This is a genomic window from Actinomadura litoris, from assembly GCF_009733595.1.
Taxonomy (GTDB): Bacteria; Actinomycetota; Actinomycetes; order Streptosporangiales; family Streptosporangiaceae; genus Spirillospora; species Spirillospora litoris.
The window spans coordinates 57,050-71,107 of sequence record NZ_WOFH01000018.1 but is presented as its reverse complement, the minus strand read 5'-3'; the positions used below and the strand labels follow the sequence as shown (position 1 = coordinate 71,107).

The window sequence follows — 14,058 nt, the reverse complement described above, 5'->3', positions numbered from 1 at the left end:
GCCGTGGGATCTCCACCCCTGGGGCCGGGCGTGACCAGGAGAGAAGCCACTGCCTATCCTGCCGTCGAGACGACTACAAAGGCGTGAAAGTCGTGGAGGTTACCCCCTTGAAGATCCTTCTCGCCGGTGCGACCGGAGTCGTCGGCCGCCGGCTGACACCGCTGCTCGTCCAGGCGGGCCACGAGGTCGCCGGGACGACGCGCCACGAGGCGCGCGCCGCGTCCGTCCGTGAGGGCGGGGCCACGCCGGTCGTCATGGACGCGCTGGACGCCGCGTCGGTGCGCCGGGCCGTCGAGACGGTGCGCCCGGACGCGATCATCCACCAGCTCACCGATCTCAGCGGGGAGGACTTCACGGCCAACTCCCACCTGCGGATCAAGGGCACCCGCAACCTGGTCGACGCGGCGCTCGCCGCCGGGGTCCAGACCATGATCGCGCAGAGCGCCGCCTGGCTGTACGTCGCGGGCGCCGCCGCGGCGGTCGAGACCGACCCGCTAGACCCGGCGCTGCCGCCCTCCCCGGGCGTCGTCGCGCTGGAGGAGGCCGTCGGCGAGATGCCGCGCGGCGTCGTGCTGCGCTACGGCGCGCTCTACGGCCCCGGCACCTGGTACGCGCCGGACGGCGCGATCGCCAAGCGGGTCCGCGCCGGGAACCTGCGGCAGACGCCCGCGTGGACGTCGTTCGTGCACGCCGACGACGCGGCCGCCGCCGCGCTCGCGGCGGTGGAGTGGCCCGCGGGCGCGGTCAACATCGTCGACGACGAGCCCGCCACCACGGCCGACTGGCTGCCGGTCTACAGCGCCTCGCTCGGCGCGCCCCTCCCGGGGACGGCCCGGCACGCCGCCGCCATGGGGCGCCCGGTGTCCAACGCCAAGGCGCTGAGCCTCGGCTGGAAGCCGCAGGTGCCGTCGTGGCGCACGGGGTTCGCCGCGCAGCGTTGACCCCCTTACGGGAACGTGACAAGCGTCAGCCGAACTGGAACGACCGCTTCGCGAGCCCGAACCAGTAGCCGTCGATGACCGCACGCCGCTCGGCGGGCGTGTCCGCGTCGGCGCCGAGGGCGACGAACAACGGGGCGAAGTGCTCGGCACGGGGGTGCGCGACGCGCGCGGCGGGGGCCTTGGCGCGGAAGTCCAGCAGGGCGTCGATGTCGCCGCCCCTGACGGCGCGGTCCGCCCAGTCGTCGAACTCCGCCGACCACGCGGGCGGCGCCGCGTCCGCCCCGGGGGCCAGCTCACGCAGGTTGTGCGTGGTGAAACCGCTCCCCACGATGAGGACGCCCTGGTCGCGCAGCGGCGCGAGGCTCCGGCCGACCTCGAACAGCCGCTCGGGCTCCAGCGAGGGCATGGACATCTGGAGCACGGGGACGTCGGCGTCCGGGAACATCTCCACCAGCGGGACGTAGGCGCCGTGGTCGAGCCCGCGCTCCTCGTCGCGCCGCACGCCCGGGACGAGCTTCTCGACGTCCTCGGCCAGCCCCGGCGCGCCGGGGGCCTCGTAGCGGACGCGGTAGTAGTGCTCGGGGAAGCCCCAGAAGTCGTAGACCAGCGGCAGCGTGCGGGTGGCGCTCACGGTCAGCGGCGCCTCCTCCCAGTGCGCCGACACCATCAGGATGGCCTCGGGCCGGGGCAGCCCCGCCGACCAGCGGGCGAGTTCGGCGGTCCAGACGGCGTCGTCGGCCAGCGGCGGCGCGCCGTGGCTGAGGTAGAGCACCGGCATGCGGCTCATGGGGTCCCCCCGTGGTTCAAGTACTTGAGAGTTCAACTATAACCCGGCTTTGCTTGAATCTTCAAGTAACCAGGTAGTCTGACCCGTATGACCGGAACGCGGTGGCTCGACGCCGACGAACAGGAGACCTGGCGTGCCTTCCTGTGGACCTCGCGCCTGCTCAACGAGGCCCTCGACCGCCAACTGCAACGCGACTCGGGCATGCCGCACACCTACTACATGATCCTCGCGATGCTGTCGGAGGCGCCCGGACGCGCGCTGACGATGACCGAGCTGGCGGCGATCGTCCGCTCGTCCCCGAGCCGGCTGTCGCACGCCGTCAAACGGCTGGAGGAGGACGGCTGGGTGCGCCGCGTCAAGGACGGCGCCGACCGCCGCACCACGATCGCCGAGCTGACCGACACGGGCATGGCCGTGCTCACCGAGGCCGCGCCCGGCCATGTCGCCGAGGTCAGGCGCCACCTGTTCACGCCCCTGACCCGCGACCAGATGCTCCAGTTCCGCGAGACGCTACGCGCGCTCCTCGACTCCCTGGACCCCGCCCGCGAGGCCCCCTGCGCCGACGGCTGATCCGCGGCGCATCGCGACGAGGTGCCGGGCGAGCGCGAGCACGGCCAGCACGGCGACGAGCAGGCAGACGCCGTTCCAGCCCAGCCCGGTGTAGGCGCGGACGCCGAGCCAGGACCCGGCGCTGCCACCGAGGAACGAGCAGGTCATGTAGGCGGTGTTGAGCCGGCTGCGGGCCTCCGGCCGGAGCGCGAAGATCCGCGCCTGGTTGGCCACCTGGCCGGCCTGCACGGCCACGTCGAGCAGCAGCAGCGCCAGCGTGACGCCGACCAGGCCCGGGACGCCGCCGAGGCCGCCGGTGGTGAGCAGCGCCGCGGCGGCGACCGTGCCCAGCATGCACACGAGGCCGACCGGGTCGGAGCCGTGCCGGTCGGTCAGCCGTCCGGCGATCGGGGTGGCGAACATGCTGGCGGCCCCGACCAGGGCGATCACCCCGACCGCCGAGGCGCCCATGCCGTAGGCCGGGCCGGTGACCAGCAGCGCGAGGCTCGTCCAGGCGGCGCTGAACCCCGCGAAGACCAGCGCCTGGTAGAGGCCGGAGCGGCGCAGGTCCGGTTCGGTGCGCAGCAGCCGGATCGTGGTGGCGAGCAGCGCCGGATAGCGCTCGGTGGACGAGGGCGTCGTCGCGGGCACGGCGAACGCCAGCACGACCGCCAGCAGCACGACGACCGCGGCGGCGACCAGGTAGGGCGCGCGCCAGCCGAGCCACTGGCCGAGCCCGCCGCTGAAGGAGCGGGCCAGCAGGATGCCGCCGATGAGCCCGCTGAGCAGCGTGCCGGTCACCGCGCCCCGGCGCCGCTCGGGCACCAGCCCGGCCGCCATCGGAATGATGATCTGCGGGACGACCGTCGCGACGCCGATCAGGACGCTCGCGGCCAGCAGCAGCGGCAGCGCGGTCGCGAGGCCCGCGACCAGCAGGCCCGCCGCGGTGACGGCGAGCAGCGTGACGACCAGCCGCCGGTGCGCGAGCCGGTCCCCCAGCGGGACCAGCAGGAACACACCGGTCGCGTAGCCGAACTGGGCCGCCGTGACGACCGCGGCCGCCGCGCCCCGGGACACGCCCAGGTCGTCGGCGATGAGCGGGCTGATGGCCTGCGGGAAGTAGATGCCCGCGACGCCGACGCCGCAGGTCAGCGCGAGCAGCGAGATCAACCGGCGCGAGGGGCCGGCCTGGTCGGGGCGGGGGGAGCCTGACGGCATGGGGGTCCTCTCGAAAGTGAACCGGTTTAAGTGGTTCAGAAAGGTACCAGTCAAACCGGTTCACGAGTAGGGTCGGCCCCATGCCCTCCTCGCCCTCGGGTTTCCGCGCCGGTTCCGGGCGGCTGTGCCTGGACTTCATCCGCACGCTGCGCCATCGCGGCACCGGCTCCGCGGCGGAGGAGCTGCCGGATCCGATGGCGCTGGCCGCGTGGGTGAGCCGGTTCGGCCCGTGGGAGTCGGTCCCGCCGGACGCGGCGGACGGGCGCGACGCCGAGGCCCGGGAGCTGCGCGAGGCGATCCACGCGCTGATCGCCGCCGCGCGCGGGCCCGCGGGGGTCGGCCCGTCCGCCGACGCGCCCCGCGAGCTGGTCAACCGGGTCGCGGCGCTCCCGGTCCCGGCGCCGCGGCTGGACGGCTCGGGACGCCCCTCCTGGCACGCCGAGGACCCGGTGCAGGCGGTGCTCGCCCTCATCGCGCGCGACGCCGTGGACCTGGTCGGCGGGCCGGCGCTCGACCGCGTCCGCGAGTGCGCCGGCGCCGACTGCCAGGCGCTGTTCCTGGACACCTCCCGCCCCGGCACCCGCCGCTGGTGCTCGATGAACACCTGCGGCAACAGGGCCAAGAAACAGGTCCTGCGCGACAGGGCGAGCACCGGCGGGCGGGGCGCCGACCCGGGCTAGAGCTCGACGGTGTGCGTGGCGGCGTCGGGGTGGGCGGCCGCCAGCAGGCGACCGGCCTCCTCGGCGAGCGCCGCCTGAGCCGGTTCCGGCACGGGCGAGAAGGGCATGAGGCGCAATGTCGCCGCCCCGCGCTTGCGCTCCATCTTCCACATGCCGTGGACGAAGCCGTCCACGAGGAACGTCGCGCGGATGATCCCGTTGACCGTGAAGACCCGCTTGCGGTGCTCCTCGCTGATGACGCGCGCCCGGTCGGCGTGCGAGAGGAGCAGGTTGTCGAACTCCGGGACGAACCGCACCGGCGCCGGGGTGCCCGGGTCCGGACGCGGCGCCTCGGGCAGGTCGTACAGCACCCGGCCGCTCTCGTCCCGGAAGGCGCGGAGCTTGGGCAGCACCCGCTCGACGACCTCGCCGAGACGCGTCAGACCCGACCAGTGCTGGACGTCCTGGACGGACGCGGGCCCGAACGCGCCCAGGTAGCGCAGCACCATCTCGTCCAGGGACGGCTCGGGATGCGGTTCGCCGAGCCAGCTCTCCAGGGTCGTGTGGCGGGCGAGGCCCGAGGCGCCCCAGACGCCGCGCGGCGGGACCTGCACCAGCGGCAGCGAGCACCGGACCGCCCAGACCAGCAGGTCGGCGTCGAGGTCCGGCCAGCGCTCGGCGAGCAGCGCCCGCAGCTCCTTGTCGGAGCGGGGGGCCTCCTCCAGCAGCGTCCGCGCGCGGGCGACGACGGGCGCGAGGTCGAATCCGCGCAGCGGCACGGCGCGCGGGCTCTTGAGGTAGTTGTCCAGCACCACCTGGGTCAGCGGCCGCAGCGCGCGGGCGTCACGGGCGCTGACCAGGTGCAGTGTGCCGCGCATCAGGACGATCCGCGCCGCGCGCCGGTCGGTCATGAGCGCGGACAGCTCGCCGAAGTCGAAGCCCTCCAGGCGGCTCCACAGCCCGACGTAGGGCGGGTTCGGCGCCTGGGACTGCATCCCGACCAGGTGCTCGATCGCGTCGAGCGCGGGCATCGGGTGCCGGTCGAGCAGCAGTTGCCGCGCCAGCAGGGCCCGGTTGAGGGCGCGCCGGCCGAGGACGTCAGTCGTCATAGCGGCCTCGCAGCTCCTGCCAGGTGGGCGGCGGGCCGGGCAGCTCGTCGGCGCCGGTCAGGCGCAGCGCGTCCAGCATCAGGGCGAGGTAGCGGTGCTGCAACCGGTTCATCCGCGCGTCGTCGCCGATCCGGATCGTGTGCAGGTGCTCCAGCAGCACGGAGATGTCGCCCACCTCGATCTCGGGACGCAGCACGCCCGCCTCCTTCGCCCGGGTGAGCAGCCGCTGCGTGGCGAGGTGGATCTCGCGGCCCTTCGCGCTCATCGCCTCGGTGACCTCGAAGGTGCCCGCGAGCCGCATGGTGAGGGACCCGGCGCCGATGTCCAGGCAGCGGCGCATGAACCCGGCGAAGGCCGCCCACGGGTCGCCCTCGTCGGCGAGGGCGGCCTCGACCTCGGCGAGGTAGCGGTCCATGCCGTCGTCGGCGAGCCGCTGGAGCAGGTCCTCCTTGCTCTTGTAGCGGCGGTAGAGCGCGCTGATCCCGACCCCGGCGTGCTCGGCGACGGCCGAGATCGGCGCGCCGGGATCGGCGGTGAACACCGCCCGCGCCGCGTCCCGGATCAGCTCGTCGTTGCGCGCCGCCTGCGCCTTGCGCCCGCTCATGGGCGCCCGTGTGGAGGTCTCCATACCGCCAGCATACGGGAACGAATGATTCCGTTCTACTGTAGGCCCGGAAAGCGCGCCCGCTTGGAACGTGCCTACCAGCGTGACCAGGAGCGGGACGGCCCACCCGCGTCCACCGGCGTGGATTAGCATCGCCGCCATGACCGATGCCGAGTCGCTCCCCGAGCCGCTCCCCGGGACGCTGACGTTCCAGCTCGTCGTCCTGGGCGCGATCGCGACCGACCGGTTCGCCGACGCGCTCGCGCCCCTGCGCCTGAAGCCCAAGCACGCCGGGCTGCTGGCGGTGGTCAGCCGCGGCCTCGCCGCGTCCCAGCTGGAGGTCGCGACGACGATGGGCGTCGTGCCGAGCCTCGTGGTGTCGCTGGCCGACCACCTGGTCGGGCTCGGCGCGATCGAGCGCGTCCGCGACCCGGCGGACCGGCGGCGGCAGGTGCTCACGCTCACCGGCGAGGGGCGGCGGCTGCTGGAGGAGTGCGCCGCCGCCGCCCGGTCGGTGGACGACCAGCTCGCCGCCTCCCTCCCCGCGCGCGAGCGGGGCGACCTGGCGCGGTCGCTGAGCGCGCTCGCCGCCCCGGCCGCCCCGGGGGGTGCGGGGGGCCGCCCCGCCGCGAGGAATCGGTCCGGGGTTCCCACCCGCTGAGCCCGGTGCGCGCCCTCAGGTCGCCATGGCGGCCCTGACCTCGGTCAACGTGCGCTCGGCGAGCGCGTTCGCGCGGGCGTCTCCCTCGGCCAGGACGTCGCGCAGGTACGCCCGGTCGGCGGCCAGCTCGGCGCGGCGGGCGCGCAGCGGGCGCAGGAACTCGTTCACCGCCTCGGTCGCCGTCCGCTTGAGCTCGGCGGCGCCGCCGGAGCCGATCTCCTCCGCGACCTCGTGCGGGTCGCGCCCCTGGCACAGCGCGGCGAGCAGCACGAGGTTCGACACCTCGGGACGGGTGCCCGGGTCGTAGGCGATGTGCCGCTCCTCGTCGGTCACCGCGCGCCTGATCAGCCTGGCCGTCTCGTCCTCGGTGGCCGACAGCGCGATCGCGTTGCCGCGGCTCTTGCTCATCTTCCGCCCGTCCGTGCCGAGCAGCAGCGGCGTCTCCGACAGCAGGGCGTCGGGCACCGGGAACACCGGCGCGTACCGCTCGTTGAAGCGGCGCGCGATCGTCCGGGTGATCTCCTGGTGCGGGAGCTGGTCGCGGCCCACCGGCACGAGGTTGGCCTTGCAGAACAGGATGTCGGCGGCCTGGTGGACGGGGTAGGTGAACATCAGCCCGCTGACCGCCGCCTGGCGGGAGCCGGCGATCTCGTCCTTCACCGTCGGGTTGCGGCTCAGCTCGGAGATCGACACCAGCGACAGGAACGGCAGCATGAGCTGGTTCAGCGCGGGCGCGGCGCTGTGCCGGAAGATCGTCGCGGTGGACGGGTCGACGCCGGCGGCCAGGTAGTCGGCGACCAGCCCCTCGACGTGCCCGGCGAGGTTCTCGACGATGTCCCGGTCGGTGAGCACCTGGTAGTCGGCGACGAGGACGAACAGCTCGACGCCCGCCCGCTGGAGCCGGACGCGGTTGGCGAGCGTCCCGAAGTAGTGCCCGAGGTGCAGCGCGCCGGTCGGCCGGTCGCCGGTCATGATCCGGAACGCCGCGGGGTCGGCGGCGACGCGTTCCTCCAGCTCCAGGCGCCGTGACTCGGCGTCGGCGGGCTGCTCCGGGGCGGTGCCGGTGGTCTGCATGGGGGTTCTCTCCTCCTGTCGGGGGGCGTCCGCCCGGCCGGCCCGCCGTGTCGCGGAGAAGAGAGAGGGCCGTCCAGCGGACGGCCCGGGGCGTGTGTGGGTGTCGGCCGTCCTAGGACGGCCACCAGCCCAGACACGTGGTGCGGTTCACGCCGTCAACCATAGCCCATCAAATGGAGCTGCTCATAGATAATCTGGAACGGAACCAAATGGGTATCCTGGCGGTATGACAGCCCTCGCCCCCGCGAACACCGAACCGGACCTGTCGTTCTTTCTCGACCACACCACGCACGTGCTGAAGACGCAGATGACCGCCGCGCTGGCCGAGGTCGGGCTGACGCCGCGCATGCACTGCGTCCTCGTGCACGCGCTGGAGGAGGAGCGCACCCAGATCCAGCTCGCCGAGATCGGCGACATGGACAAGACCACGATGGTCGTGACGGTGGACGCGCTGGAGAAGGCCGGGCTCGCCGAGCGCCGACCGTCCTCCACCGACCGGCGGGCCCGCATCATCGCGGTCACCGAGGAGGGCGAGCGCGCCGCCGCCCGGGGCCAGAAGGTCGTCGACCGCGTCCACGGCGCCACCCTCGACGCGCTGCCGGACGCCGACCGCGCCGCCTTCATGCGGGCGCTGCGCGTCCTGGCCGAGGGCCACCTGAGCACGCCGGTCGAGAACCCGCAGCCGGTGCGGCGCGCCCGCCAGCGCGCGAAGTAGGCCGACCAGGAGATCTATGACAAAATAAGACCGTCAAGGATCGTCTGTTACGGAACTATCTGCTACGGTCTCTCCCATGTCCTCCAGACACGGGTCCACCGACCGCGGGCAGACCGCGGCCTCCCCCTCCTTCCTGCGCTCGCGCTGGGCGGCGCTCGGCGTGCTGTCCGCGACCATGCTCATGACGATCCTGGACGGCAGCATCGTGACCGTCGCGATGCCCGCCATCCAGCGCGACCTCGGCTTCTCCCCCGGCGGGCTGAGCTGGGTCGTCAACGCCTACCTGATCCCGCTCGGCGGGCTGCTCCTGCTCGCCGGGCGGCTCGGCGACCTCCTCGGCCGCCGGACGCTGTTCCTCGCGGGCAACACGCTGTTCACCGCCGCCTCCGTGCTCGCGGGCGCGGCGAACGGCCCCGGCCTGCTGGTCGCCGCCCGGTTCCTCCAGGGCGTCGGCAGCGCGCTCGCCTCGGCCGTCGTGCTCGGCATCCTCGTGACGCTGTTCACCGACCCCCGCGAGCGGACCCGCGCCATCGGGATCTTCAGCTTCACCGGCGCGGCGGGCGCCTCCATCGGCCAGGTCCTCGGCGGCGTGCTGACCGACGCGCTGAGCTGGCACTGGATCTTCCTCATCAACCTGCCGATCGGCGTCGCGACGGTCCTGCTGGCGCTCCCGGCGCTGCCCCGCGACCGCGGCGCGGGCCTGTCCGCCGGGGCGGACGCGGCGGGCGCGCTGCTCGTCACCTCCGGCCTCATGCTCGGCATCTACACGGTCGTCAAGGTCGAGCGGTACGGATGGCTGTCGGCCCACACGCTCGGCCTCGGCGCGGTGTCGCTCGTTCTACTCGCCGGGTTCGCCGCCCGCCAGGCCACCGCCGCGAACCCGCTGATGCCGCCGCGCTTCCTGCGCTCGCGCACGGTGTCGGTCGCCTACGCCGTCCAGTTGCTGACCTTGTCGGCGATGTTCTCCTTCCAGGTCGTCGTCGCGCTCTACATGCAGAAGGTGCTCGGCTACGGCGCGCTCGACACCGGCCTCGCGATGCTCCCGGCGGCCGTCGCGATCGGCGCGGTGTCGCTGCTGGCCTCGCCCCGGCTGGTCGGACGGTTCGGCGAGCGCGCGGTCCTCGTCGCCGGGCTGGTGCTGCTGGCCGCCGCGATGATCTGGCTGACGGCCGTCCCGGTGGACGCCGACTACGTCACCGACCTGCTGCCGGTGTTCGTGCTGGTCGCGGGCGCGGGGCTGGTGATCCCGGCGCTGACCGGGCTCGGGATGTCCAGCGCCGGGCCGCAGGACGCGGGACTCGCCTCGGGGATGCTCACCACCGTCCAGCAGGTCGGGATGGCGTTCGGCGTCGCGGTCCTGACGACGCTCGCCGCCGCCCGCACCGAGCGCCTGCGCGCGGACGGGCGTCCCGAGCCCGCCGCCCTCACCTCCGGCTACCACCTGGCCTTCGCCGTCTCCGCCGGCCTCCTCGTGGTCGCGCTCGCCCTCACCCTGTTCGCCCTGCGGCGGCGGCCGGCGCCGGCGCCGCGGGAGAGCGAGACCCCGACGTCCGTCACCATCTGAAAGAGAAGGATCATGACCGAATACGGCCCCGGACAGGGACCAGGCCCGAAGCCCGTCAGCGCGGACGACCTCGCCCGCGTGCTCGGCGAGCAGACGTTCGCCGTGCTCGCCACGAACCGCGCGAACGGCCACCCGCACCTGTCGACCGTCGTCTACACGTGGGACCCTGCCGAGCGCGTCGTCCGGATCTCGACGACGGCCGACCGCGTCAAGGTGCGGCAGCTCCGCAAGGACCCCCGGGCCGCGCTGCACGCCTCCACTCCGGACCACCTGGCGTTCGCGGTCGCCGAGGGCACGGCCGAGCTGTCGGAGGTATCAGCGGAGCCCGGCGACGCGGCCGGACGGGAACTCCTGGCCATGACACCGGGCTTCGACGACCCGAACGACGAACGCCTCTTCCTGGAGCAGATGGTCAAGGACCGGCGTCTCGTCATCCGCCTGCACGTGAACCGCCTCTACGGCACGGCCATCGCCGACTGAACCCGGCTGCTGATCCCGGATGGGCGGGCCTCAGTGCGGCAGGATGATCAGCAGCAGCGGGAGGCCCGCGACGACGGGCACGGCGACGGTGGCGGCGAAGCGGGTCCGCCTCGGCAGCGGCTGCGGCTCCAGCAGCCGCCTGACCCGGGCCATCACCGGGATGTCGTCGGCGGACGCGACGCCCAGTGTCCCCGACGGCGCCGCCGCCGGGCGCGCCGCCGCGAACCGCAGCAGCGCGGTGGCCAACTCGCGCGGCGGCCGCCCCGACCGGGCCCGGTCGTCGGCGGCCATCTCGATCAGCAGCTCCACGGCGTCCAGACATCGCCCGACCAGCCGGAACTGCGGGAACACCTGGCGCAGCGAGGCGAAGGGCAGCAGCACCAGATCGTGCCGCTCCCGCGCGTGCGCGCGCTCGTGCGCGAGCACGGCGGCCAGCTCCGCCTCGTCGAGGAGCTCCATCGTCCCGGCGCTCACCACGACCTTGGACGACCGCACCCCCGGCACGCAGTACGCGGCGGCGCCGGGGTGGTCCAGGACGAGCGTCCCCGGGACGGTGGAGTCCGACCGCGAGACCAGCGCCAGCAGCGCCCGGTGCCGCCGCCGCGCGCGCACGACCCGCACCACCGCGTACATCAGCATCGCCAGCAGCACGCCGGTGAGGCTGACGGCCGCGAGCAGGGCGGCCATGTGCGGCGCGTCCAGCCGGGCGGCCTGGTCGTCGAGCAGTCCGGGCACGCCGCCCGCGACCCCCCGGCCGTAGGGCAGCAGCGCGACTCCGAGGAGCGCGCCGATCGTGGCGACCCCCCAGCACAGCCCGAGGGCCTGCCAGAGGGCGATCCCGGTGCGCGGCGTCCGCCACGTCCAGCGGGCCCCGGACAGCAGGTGCGCCCCGCCGACGGTCCCGAGCGAGATCAGTGCGAGCAGGGCGGTGCCGGTCATACCGGATGTTCCTTGCCTGTGAGCCCGGCGAGGGCCTCGCGGATGACGTCGATCTCGTCGCTCGACACCGAGCGGACGAAGTGGGCCAGCGCCGCGTCGCGGTCGCCGGTCTCGTTCAGCGCGCCGAGCATCAGCTCGGTCACATACCCCTCGCGGCTGGCGACGGGTTGATAGCGCCAGGCCCGGCCGTCGCGCTCCCGTTCCAGGAAGCCCTTCTTGGCGAGCCGGTCGAGCACGGTCATGACCGTGGTGTGCGCGAGGTCCCGGTCACCGGCGAGCGCACGGCTCACATCGCGGGCCGTGGCCGCCTGGACACCGGCGTCCTCCCGCGCCCACAGAACCTCCATGACCGTGCGTTCAAGCTCTCCGAGACCCTTCACGCAAGCCAGGGTAACCGATTGAGAGGCATGTCACCACGGCAGGTAGTACTACAAGCTTTAGTACTACAGCTCGTAGTACTACGTTTGGTCGTATGAGCACCGTCGCGCTCCTCACCGACGCGGTCGCCCCCCACGCGGGTGCCGCGTCCCCGGCCGACTACATGGCCGCCCGCCAGCAGATGGCCTTCACACTGGGCTTCCACATCGTGCTGGCCTCCATCGGGATCGGACTCCCCGCGATCACCCTGCTCGCCGAGTGGCGCTCACTGCGCACGGGCGACGCCGTCTACGCCGAACTCGCGCGCCGCTGGATGAAGGCGGCGGGCGTGCTGTTCGCGGTCGGCGCGGTGTCAGGGACGGTCCTGTCGTTCGAGATGGGCACCCTCTGGCCCGGCTTCATGGACAAGTACGGGCAGGTCTTCGGCACCTCGTTCGCGCTGGAGGGCATCGCCTTCTTCATCGAGGCGATCTTCATGGGCGTCTACCTCTACGGCTGGGACCGGCTGTCCCCGCGCGCCCACTTCCTCACCGGCGTCCCCGTCGTGATCGCCGGGCTGCTGTCGGCGGCGTTCGTCCTCACCGTGAACTCCTGGATGAACCAGCCGCGCGGGTTCAAGCTCGTCGACGGCGAGGTCACCGACGTGGACCCGCTCGCCGCGATGTTCAACCCGGCGACGCCCGTCCAGGCCGTGCACCTGATCCTGGCCTCGCTCATGGTCTGCGGGTTCATCGTCGCCTCGGTCTACGCGGTCGGCCTCCTGCGCGACCGCAAGGCCGGACGCGACGACCGCTACAACCGGATCGGGTTCGCCATCCCGTTCTCGCTCGGCGCGGTCTGCGCCCCGCTCCAGGTGATCGTGGGCGACTGGGCGGTCCGGTTCGTCGCCGACAACCAGCCCGCCAAGTTCGCCGCCATGGAGGGCGTCGAGCACACCCAGGCCGGGCAGCCGTTCCGGTTCGCGGTCTTCGAGGTCCCGAACGCCCTCTCGCTGATGTTGAGGTTCGACGCGCACGCGACCATGCGCGGCATGGACTCGATCCCGGTGGACGACCGCCCGCCCGCCGAGGTCGTCCAGACCTCCTTCGAGATCATGATCACGATCGGCGTCCTGCTGCTGGCCCTCGCGACCTGGTGGGGTTTCGCCTGGTGGCGCCGCCACCACTCGCCCGGCCTGCCCTGGCGCCCCTGGTTCCTGCGCGTCGCCGCGACGGCGGGCGTGCTGGCCGCCGTCGCCATGGAGGCCGGATGGACGACCACGGAGGTCGGGCGGCAGCCCTGGATCGTCTACGGCGTGATGCGCACCGAGGAGGCGATCAACCCCAACCCGGGCCTGCGCTACGGGCTCTACATCGTCCTCGTGGTCTACGCCGTCCTCACCGCCGCGACGATCAGCGTCCTGCGCCGCATGCGCCACACGCCCCCCGTCGCCGCCCCGTCCGACGAACCGGAACTGGAGCCCGCACCGTGACCGACGCCGCGATCGCCCTCATCCTCGCCGGGCTCTCCGCCTACCTGCTGTTCGGCGGCGCGGACTTCGGCGCCGGGCTCTGGCACCTGGTGTCCCGCCGCCGCGCCGACAAGGACGTCATCGAGCACGCCATGGGCCCGCTCTGGGAGGCCAACCACGTCTGGCTGATCTTCGTGATGGTCATGACCTGGACCGCGTTCCCGCCCGTCTTCGCGGACGTCATGTCCGCGCACTGGGTGCCGCTGTCGCTCGCCGCGCTCGGCATCGTCGCCCGGGGCAGCACGTTCGTGTTCAGCAAGGCCGACCCCGACCAGCGCTGGTACCCGTGGCTGTTCGGCGTCTCCTCCGTCCTGACCCCGTACTGCCTGGGCTCGGTCGCGGCGGTCGTCGCCACGGGCGGCTCGTCCTGGCTGAGCCCCACCGGGCTGTACGGCGGCGTCCTCACCACCGCCCTGTGCGCCTACCTCGCCGCCGTCTACCTGATCTGGGACGCCCGGCGCCTCGGCGACAACGACGCCTCGCTGCGCTTCCGCGGCTACGCCCTGCTCTCCGGCGCCGCCGTCGGCCTGTTCGCCCTGCCCGGCGCCGCCGCGCTGGGCGTGCGGTCCCCGATGATCTGGCTGTCGGCCCTCGCGGGGACGGTGTCACTCGTCCTGCTGCTGCGCCGCGCGTACCTGTCCGTCCGCGTGACGGGCGGGCTGGCCGTCGTGACCGTGCTGTGGGGCGCGGCCGAGATGTCCGGCCTGGACCTGGACGGCGCCGCCGCGCAGGACGCCGTCCTGCGCGCCGTCTTCATCGCGCTGGGCGTGGGCGCGCTGATCCTCGTCCCGTCCATGACGTGGCTGTACGTGCTGTTCCAGCGGCAGCCCCGCTCCCCCTGAGCCGGCGGTGTGCCGGGACCACGGTCGG

The 14,058-nt window shown here is 73.5% G+C and carries 16 protein-coding genes; 9 read left to right on the top strand and 7 right to left on the bottom strand.

The window, feature by feature from the left end:
- Positions 1–107: 107 nt before the first annotated feature.
- The gene (locus tag GNZ18_RS36685) at positions 108–941 is read left to right on the top strand and encodes an NAD-dependent epimerase/dehydratase family protein (protein ID WP_156221489.1); all 834 of its coding nucleotides are present in this window, start codon (positions 108–110) and stop codon (positions 939–941) included.
- Between the two features lie 25 nt (positions 942–966).
- Here GNZ18_RS36685 and GNZ18_RS36680 read toward each other — a convergent pair whose 3' ends face one another.
- Complete coding sequence (locus GNZ18_RS36680; RefSeq protein WP_156221487.1) at positions 967–1,728, bottom strand: dioxygenase family protein; 762 nt, start codon at positions 1,726–1,728, stop codon at positions 967–969.
- Between the two features lie 87 nt (positions 1,729–1,815).
- Between GNZ18_RS36680 and GNZ18_RS36675 the strand changes: the two genes are divergently transcribed.
- Positions 1,816–2,298, top strand: a complete 483-nt coding sequence (locus tag GNZ18_RS36675; RefSeq protein ID WP_156221485.1) for a MarR family winged helix-turn-helix transcriptional regulator — start codon at positions 1,816–1,818, stop codon at positions 2,296–2,298.
- Here GNZ18_RS36675 and GNZ18_RS36670 read toward each other — a convergent pair.
- Positions 2,239–3,495, bottom strand: a complete 1,257-nt coding sequence (locus GNZ18_RS36670) for an MFS transporter (RefSeq protein WP_156221483.1) — start codon at positions 3,493–3,495, stop codon at positions 2,239–2,241. The genes GNZ18_RS36675 and GNZ18_RS36670 overlap by 60 nt on opposite strands.
- Positions 3,496–3,575: 80 nt before the next feature.
- Here GNZ18_RS36670 and GNZ18_RS36665 point away from each other — a divergent pair, with 80 nt between their 5' ends.
- The gene (locus tag GNZ18_RS36665) at positions 3,576–4,175 is read left to right on the top strand and encodes a CGNR zinc finger domain-containing protein (RefSeq protein WP_156221482.1); all 600 of its coding nucleotides are present in this window, start codon (positions 3,576–3,578) and stop codon (positions 4,173–4,175) included.
- On the opposite strand, the gene GNZ18_RS36660 is transcribed toward GNZ18_RS36665, so the two are convergent.
- Together GNZ18_RS36660 and GNZ18_RS36655 are read right to left on the bottom strand one after the other, a co-directional pair.
- Positions 4,172–5,263 carry a winged helix DNA-binding domain-containing protein gene (locus tag GNZ18_RS36660; RefSeq protein WP_156221480.1) on the bottom strand — a complete coding sequence of 364 codons (1,092 nt, stop codon included), beginning with the start codon at positions 5,261–5,263 and terminating at the stop codon, positions 4,172–4,174. The two genes, GNZ18_RS36665 and GNZ18_RS36660, sit on opposite strands and share 4 nt — an antisense overlap.
- Positions 5,253–5,891, bottom strand: coding sequence for a TetR/AcrR family transcriptional regulator (locus GNZ18_RS36655; RefSeq protein ID WP_173390999.1), 639 nt, complete (start codon positions 5,889–5,891; stop codon positions 5,253–5,255). The genes GNZ18_RS36660 and GNZ18_RS36655 overlap by 11 nt, the downstream gene beginning before the upstream one ends.
- Before the next feature lie 136 nt (positions 5,892–6,027).
- On the opposite strand from GNZ18_RS36655, the gene GNZ18_RS36650 reads away from it, so the two are divergent.
- Positions 6,028–6,528 (top strand): MarR family winged helix-turn-helix transcriptional regulator, encoded by a 501-nt coding sequence (locus GNZ18_RS36650; RefSeq protein WP_216651563.1) that lies wholly within the window; start codon positions 6,028–6,030, stop codon positions 6,526–6,528.
- A 15-nt stretch (positions 6,529–6,543) separates the two neighbouring features.
- Here the strand turns inward: GNZ18_RS36650 and trpS are convergent, their stop codons facing one another.
- Positions 6,544–7,602, bottom strand: a complete 1,059-nt coding sequence (gene trpS / locus GNZ18_RS36645; RefSeq protein WP_156221478.1) for a tryptophan--tRNA ligase — start codon at positions 7,600–7,602, stop codon at positions 6,544–6,546.
- A 226-nt stretch (positions 7,603–7,828) separates the two neighbouring features.
- On the opposite strand from trpS, the gene GNZ18_RS36640 reads away from it, so the two are divergent.
- The 3 genes from GNZ18_RS36640 to GNZ18_RS36630 all read left to right on the top strand — a co-directional run bounded on the left by GNZ18_RS36640 (position 7,829) and on the right by GNZ18_RS36630 (position 10,361).
- Entirely contained in the window at positions 7,829–8,317 is a 489-nt protein-coding gene (locus GNZ18_RS36640; RefSeq protein ID WP_156221476.1) for a MarR family winged helix-turn-helix transcriptional regulator, read from the top strand.
- Positions 8,318–8,393: 76 nt separating this feature from the next.
- Positions 8,394–9,881: an MFS transporter gene (locus GNZ18_RS36635; protein ID WP_156221474.1), complete on the top strand. Its 1,488-nt coding sequence runs from the start codon at positions 8,394–8,396 to the stop codon at positions 9,879–9,881.
- 12 nt (positions 9,882–9,893) lie between these two features.
- Positions 9,894–10,361 carry a pyridoxamine 5'-phosphate oxidase family protein gene (locus GNZ18_RS36630; RefSeq protein WP_156221472.1) on the top strand — a complete coding sequence of 156 codons (468 nt, stop codon included), beginning with the start codon at positions 9,894–9,896 and terminating at the stop codon, positions 10,359–10,361.
- A 30-nt stretch (positions 10,362–10,391) separates the two neighbouring features.
- Here GNZ18_RS36630 and GNZ18_RS36625 read toward each other — a convergent pair whose 3' ends face one another.
- Positions 10,392–11,300, bottom strand: coding sequence for a M56 family metallopeptidase (locus tag GNZ18_RS36625; RefSeq protein ID WP_156221470.1), 909 nt, complete (start codon positions 11,298–11,300; stop codon positions 10,392–10,394).
- On the bottom strand, positions 11,297–11,680 hold the full coding sequence (locus GNZ18_RS36620) for a BlaI/MecI/CopY family transcriptional regulator (RefSeq protein ID WP_308165909.1): 384 nt from the start codon (positions 11,678–11,680) through the stop codon (positions 11,297–11,299). Before GNZ18_RS36620 ends, GNZ18_RS36625 begins: the two co-directional genes overlap by 4 nt.
- A 92-nt stretch (positions 11,681–11,772) precedes the next feature.
- On the opposite strand from GNZ18_RS36620, the gene GNZ18_RS36615 reads away from it, so the two are divergent.
- Both GNZ18_RS36615 and GNZ18_RS36610 read left to right on the top strand, forming a co-directional pair.
- Complete coding sequence (locus GNZ18_RS36615) at positions 11,773–13,149, top strand: cytochrome ubiquinol oxidase subunit I (RefSeq protein WP_246251140.1); 1,377 nt, start codon at positions 11,773–11,775, stop codon at positions 13,147–13,149.
- A complete protein-coding gene (locus GNZ18_RS36610) occupies positions 13,146–14,030 on the top strand; it encodes a cytochrome d ubiquinol oxidase subunit II (protein ID WP_214616500.1) in 885 nt (294 codons plus the stop codon). The genes GNZ18_RS36615 and GNZ18_RS36610 overlap by 4 nt, the downstream gene beginning before the upstream one ends.
- The last annotated feature ends 28 nt before the right edge of the window (positions 14,031–14,058 follow it).

Excerpts from the sequence above, each read along its gene's own strand:
- GNZ18_RS36680 (WP_156221487.1), bottom strand. The coding sequence starts at position 1,728 with ATGAGCCGCATGCCGGTGCTCTACCTCAGCCACGGCGCGCCGCCGCTG.
- GNZ18_RS36675 (WP_156221485.1), top strand. The coding sequence starts at position 1,816 with ATGACCGGAACGCGGTGGCTCGACGCCGACGAACAGGAGACCTGGCGT.
- GNZ18_RS36670 (WP_156221483.1), bottom strand. The coding sequence starts at position 3,495 with ATGCCGTCAGGCTCCCCCCGCCCCGACCAGGCCGGCCCCTCGCGCCGG.
- GNZ18_RS36665 (WP_156221482.1), top strand. The coding sequence starts at position 3,576 with ATGCCCTCCTCGCCCTCGGGTTTCCGCGCCGGTTCCGGGCGGCTGTGC.
- GNZ18_RS36660 (WP_156221480.1), bottom strand. The coding sequence starts at position 5,263 with ATGACGACTGACGTCCTCGGCCGGCGCGCCCTCAACCGGGCCCTGCTG.
- GNZ18_RS36655 (WP_173390999.1), bottom strand. The coding sequence starts at position 5,891 with ATGGAGACCTCCACACGGGCGCCCATGAGCGGGCGCAAGGCGCAGGCG.
- GNZ18_RS36650 (WP_216651563.1), top strand. The coding sequence starts at position 6,028 with ATGACCGATGCCGAGTCGCTCCCCGAGCCGCTCCCCGGGACGCTGACG.
- trpS (WP_156221478.1), bottom strand. The coding sequence starts at position 7,602 with ATGCAGACCACCGGCACCGCCCCGGAGCAGCCCGCCGACGCCGAGTCA.
- GNZ18_RS36640 (WP_156221476.1), top strand. The coding sequence starts at position 7,829 with ATGACAGCCCTCGCCCCCGCGAACACCGAACCGGACCTGTCGTTCTTT.
- GNZ18_RS36635 (WP_156221474.1), top strand. The coding sequence starts at position 8,394 with ATGTCCTCCAGACACGGGTCCACCGACCGCGGGCAGACCGCGGCCTCC.
- GNZ18_RS36630 (WP_156221472.1), top strand. The coding sequence starts at position 9,894 with ATGACCGAATACGGCCCCGGACAGGGACCAGGCCCGAAGCCCGTCAGC.
- GNZ18_RS36625 (WP_156221470.1), bottom strand. The coding sequence starts at position 11,300 with ATGACCGGCACCGCCCTGCTCGCACTGATCTCGCTCGGGACCGTCGGC.
- GNZ18_RS36615 (WP_246251140.1), top strand. The coding sequence starts at position 11,773 with ATGAGCACCGTCGCGCTCCTCACCGACGCGGTCGCCCCCCACGCGGGT.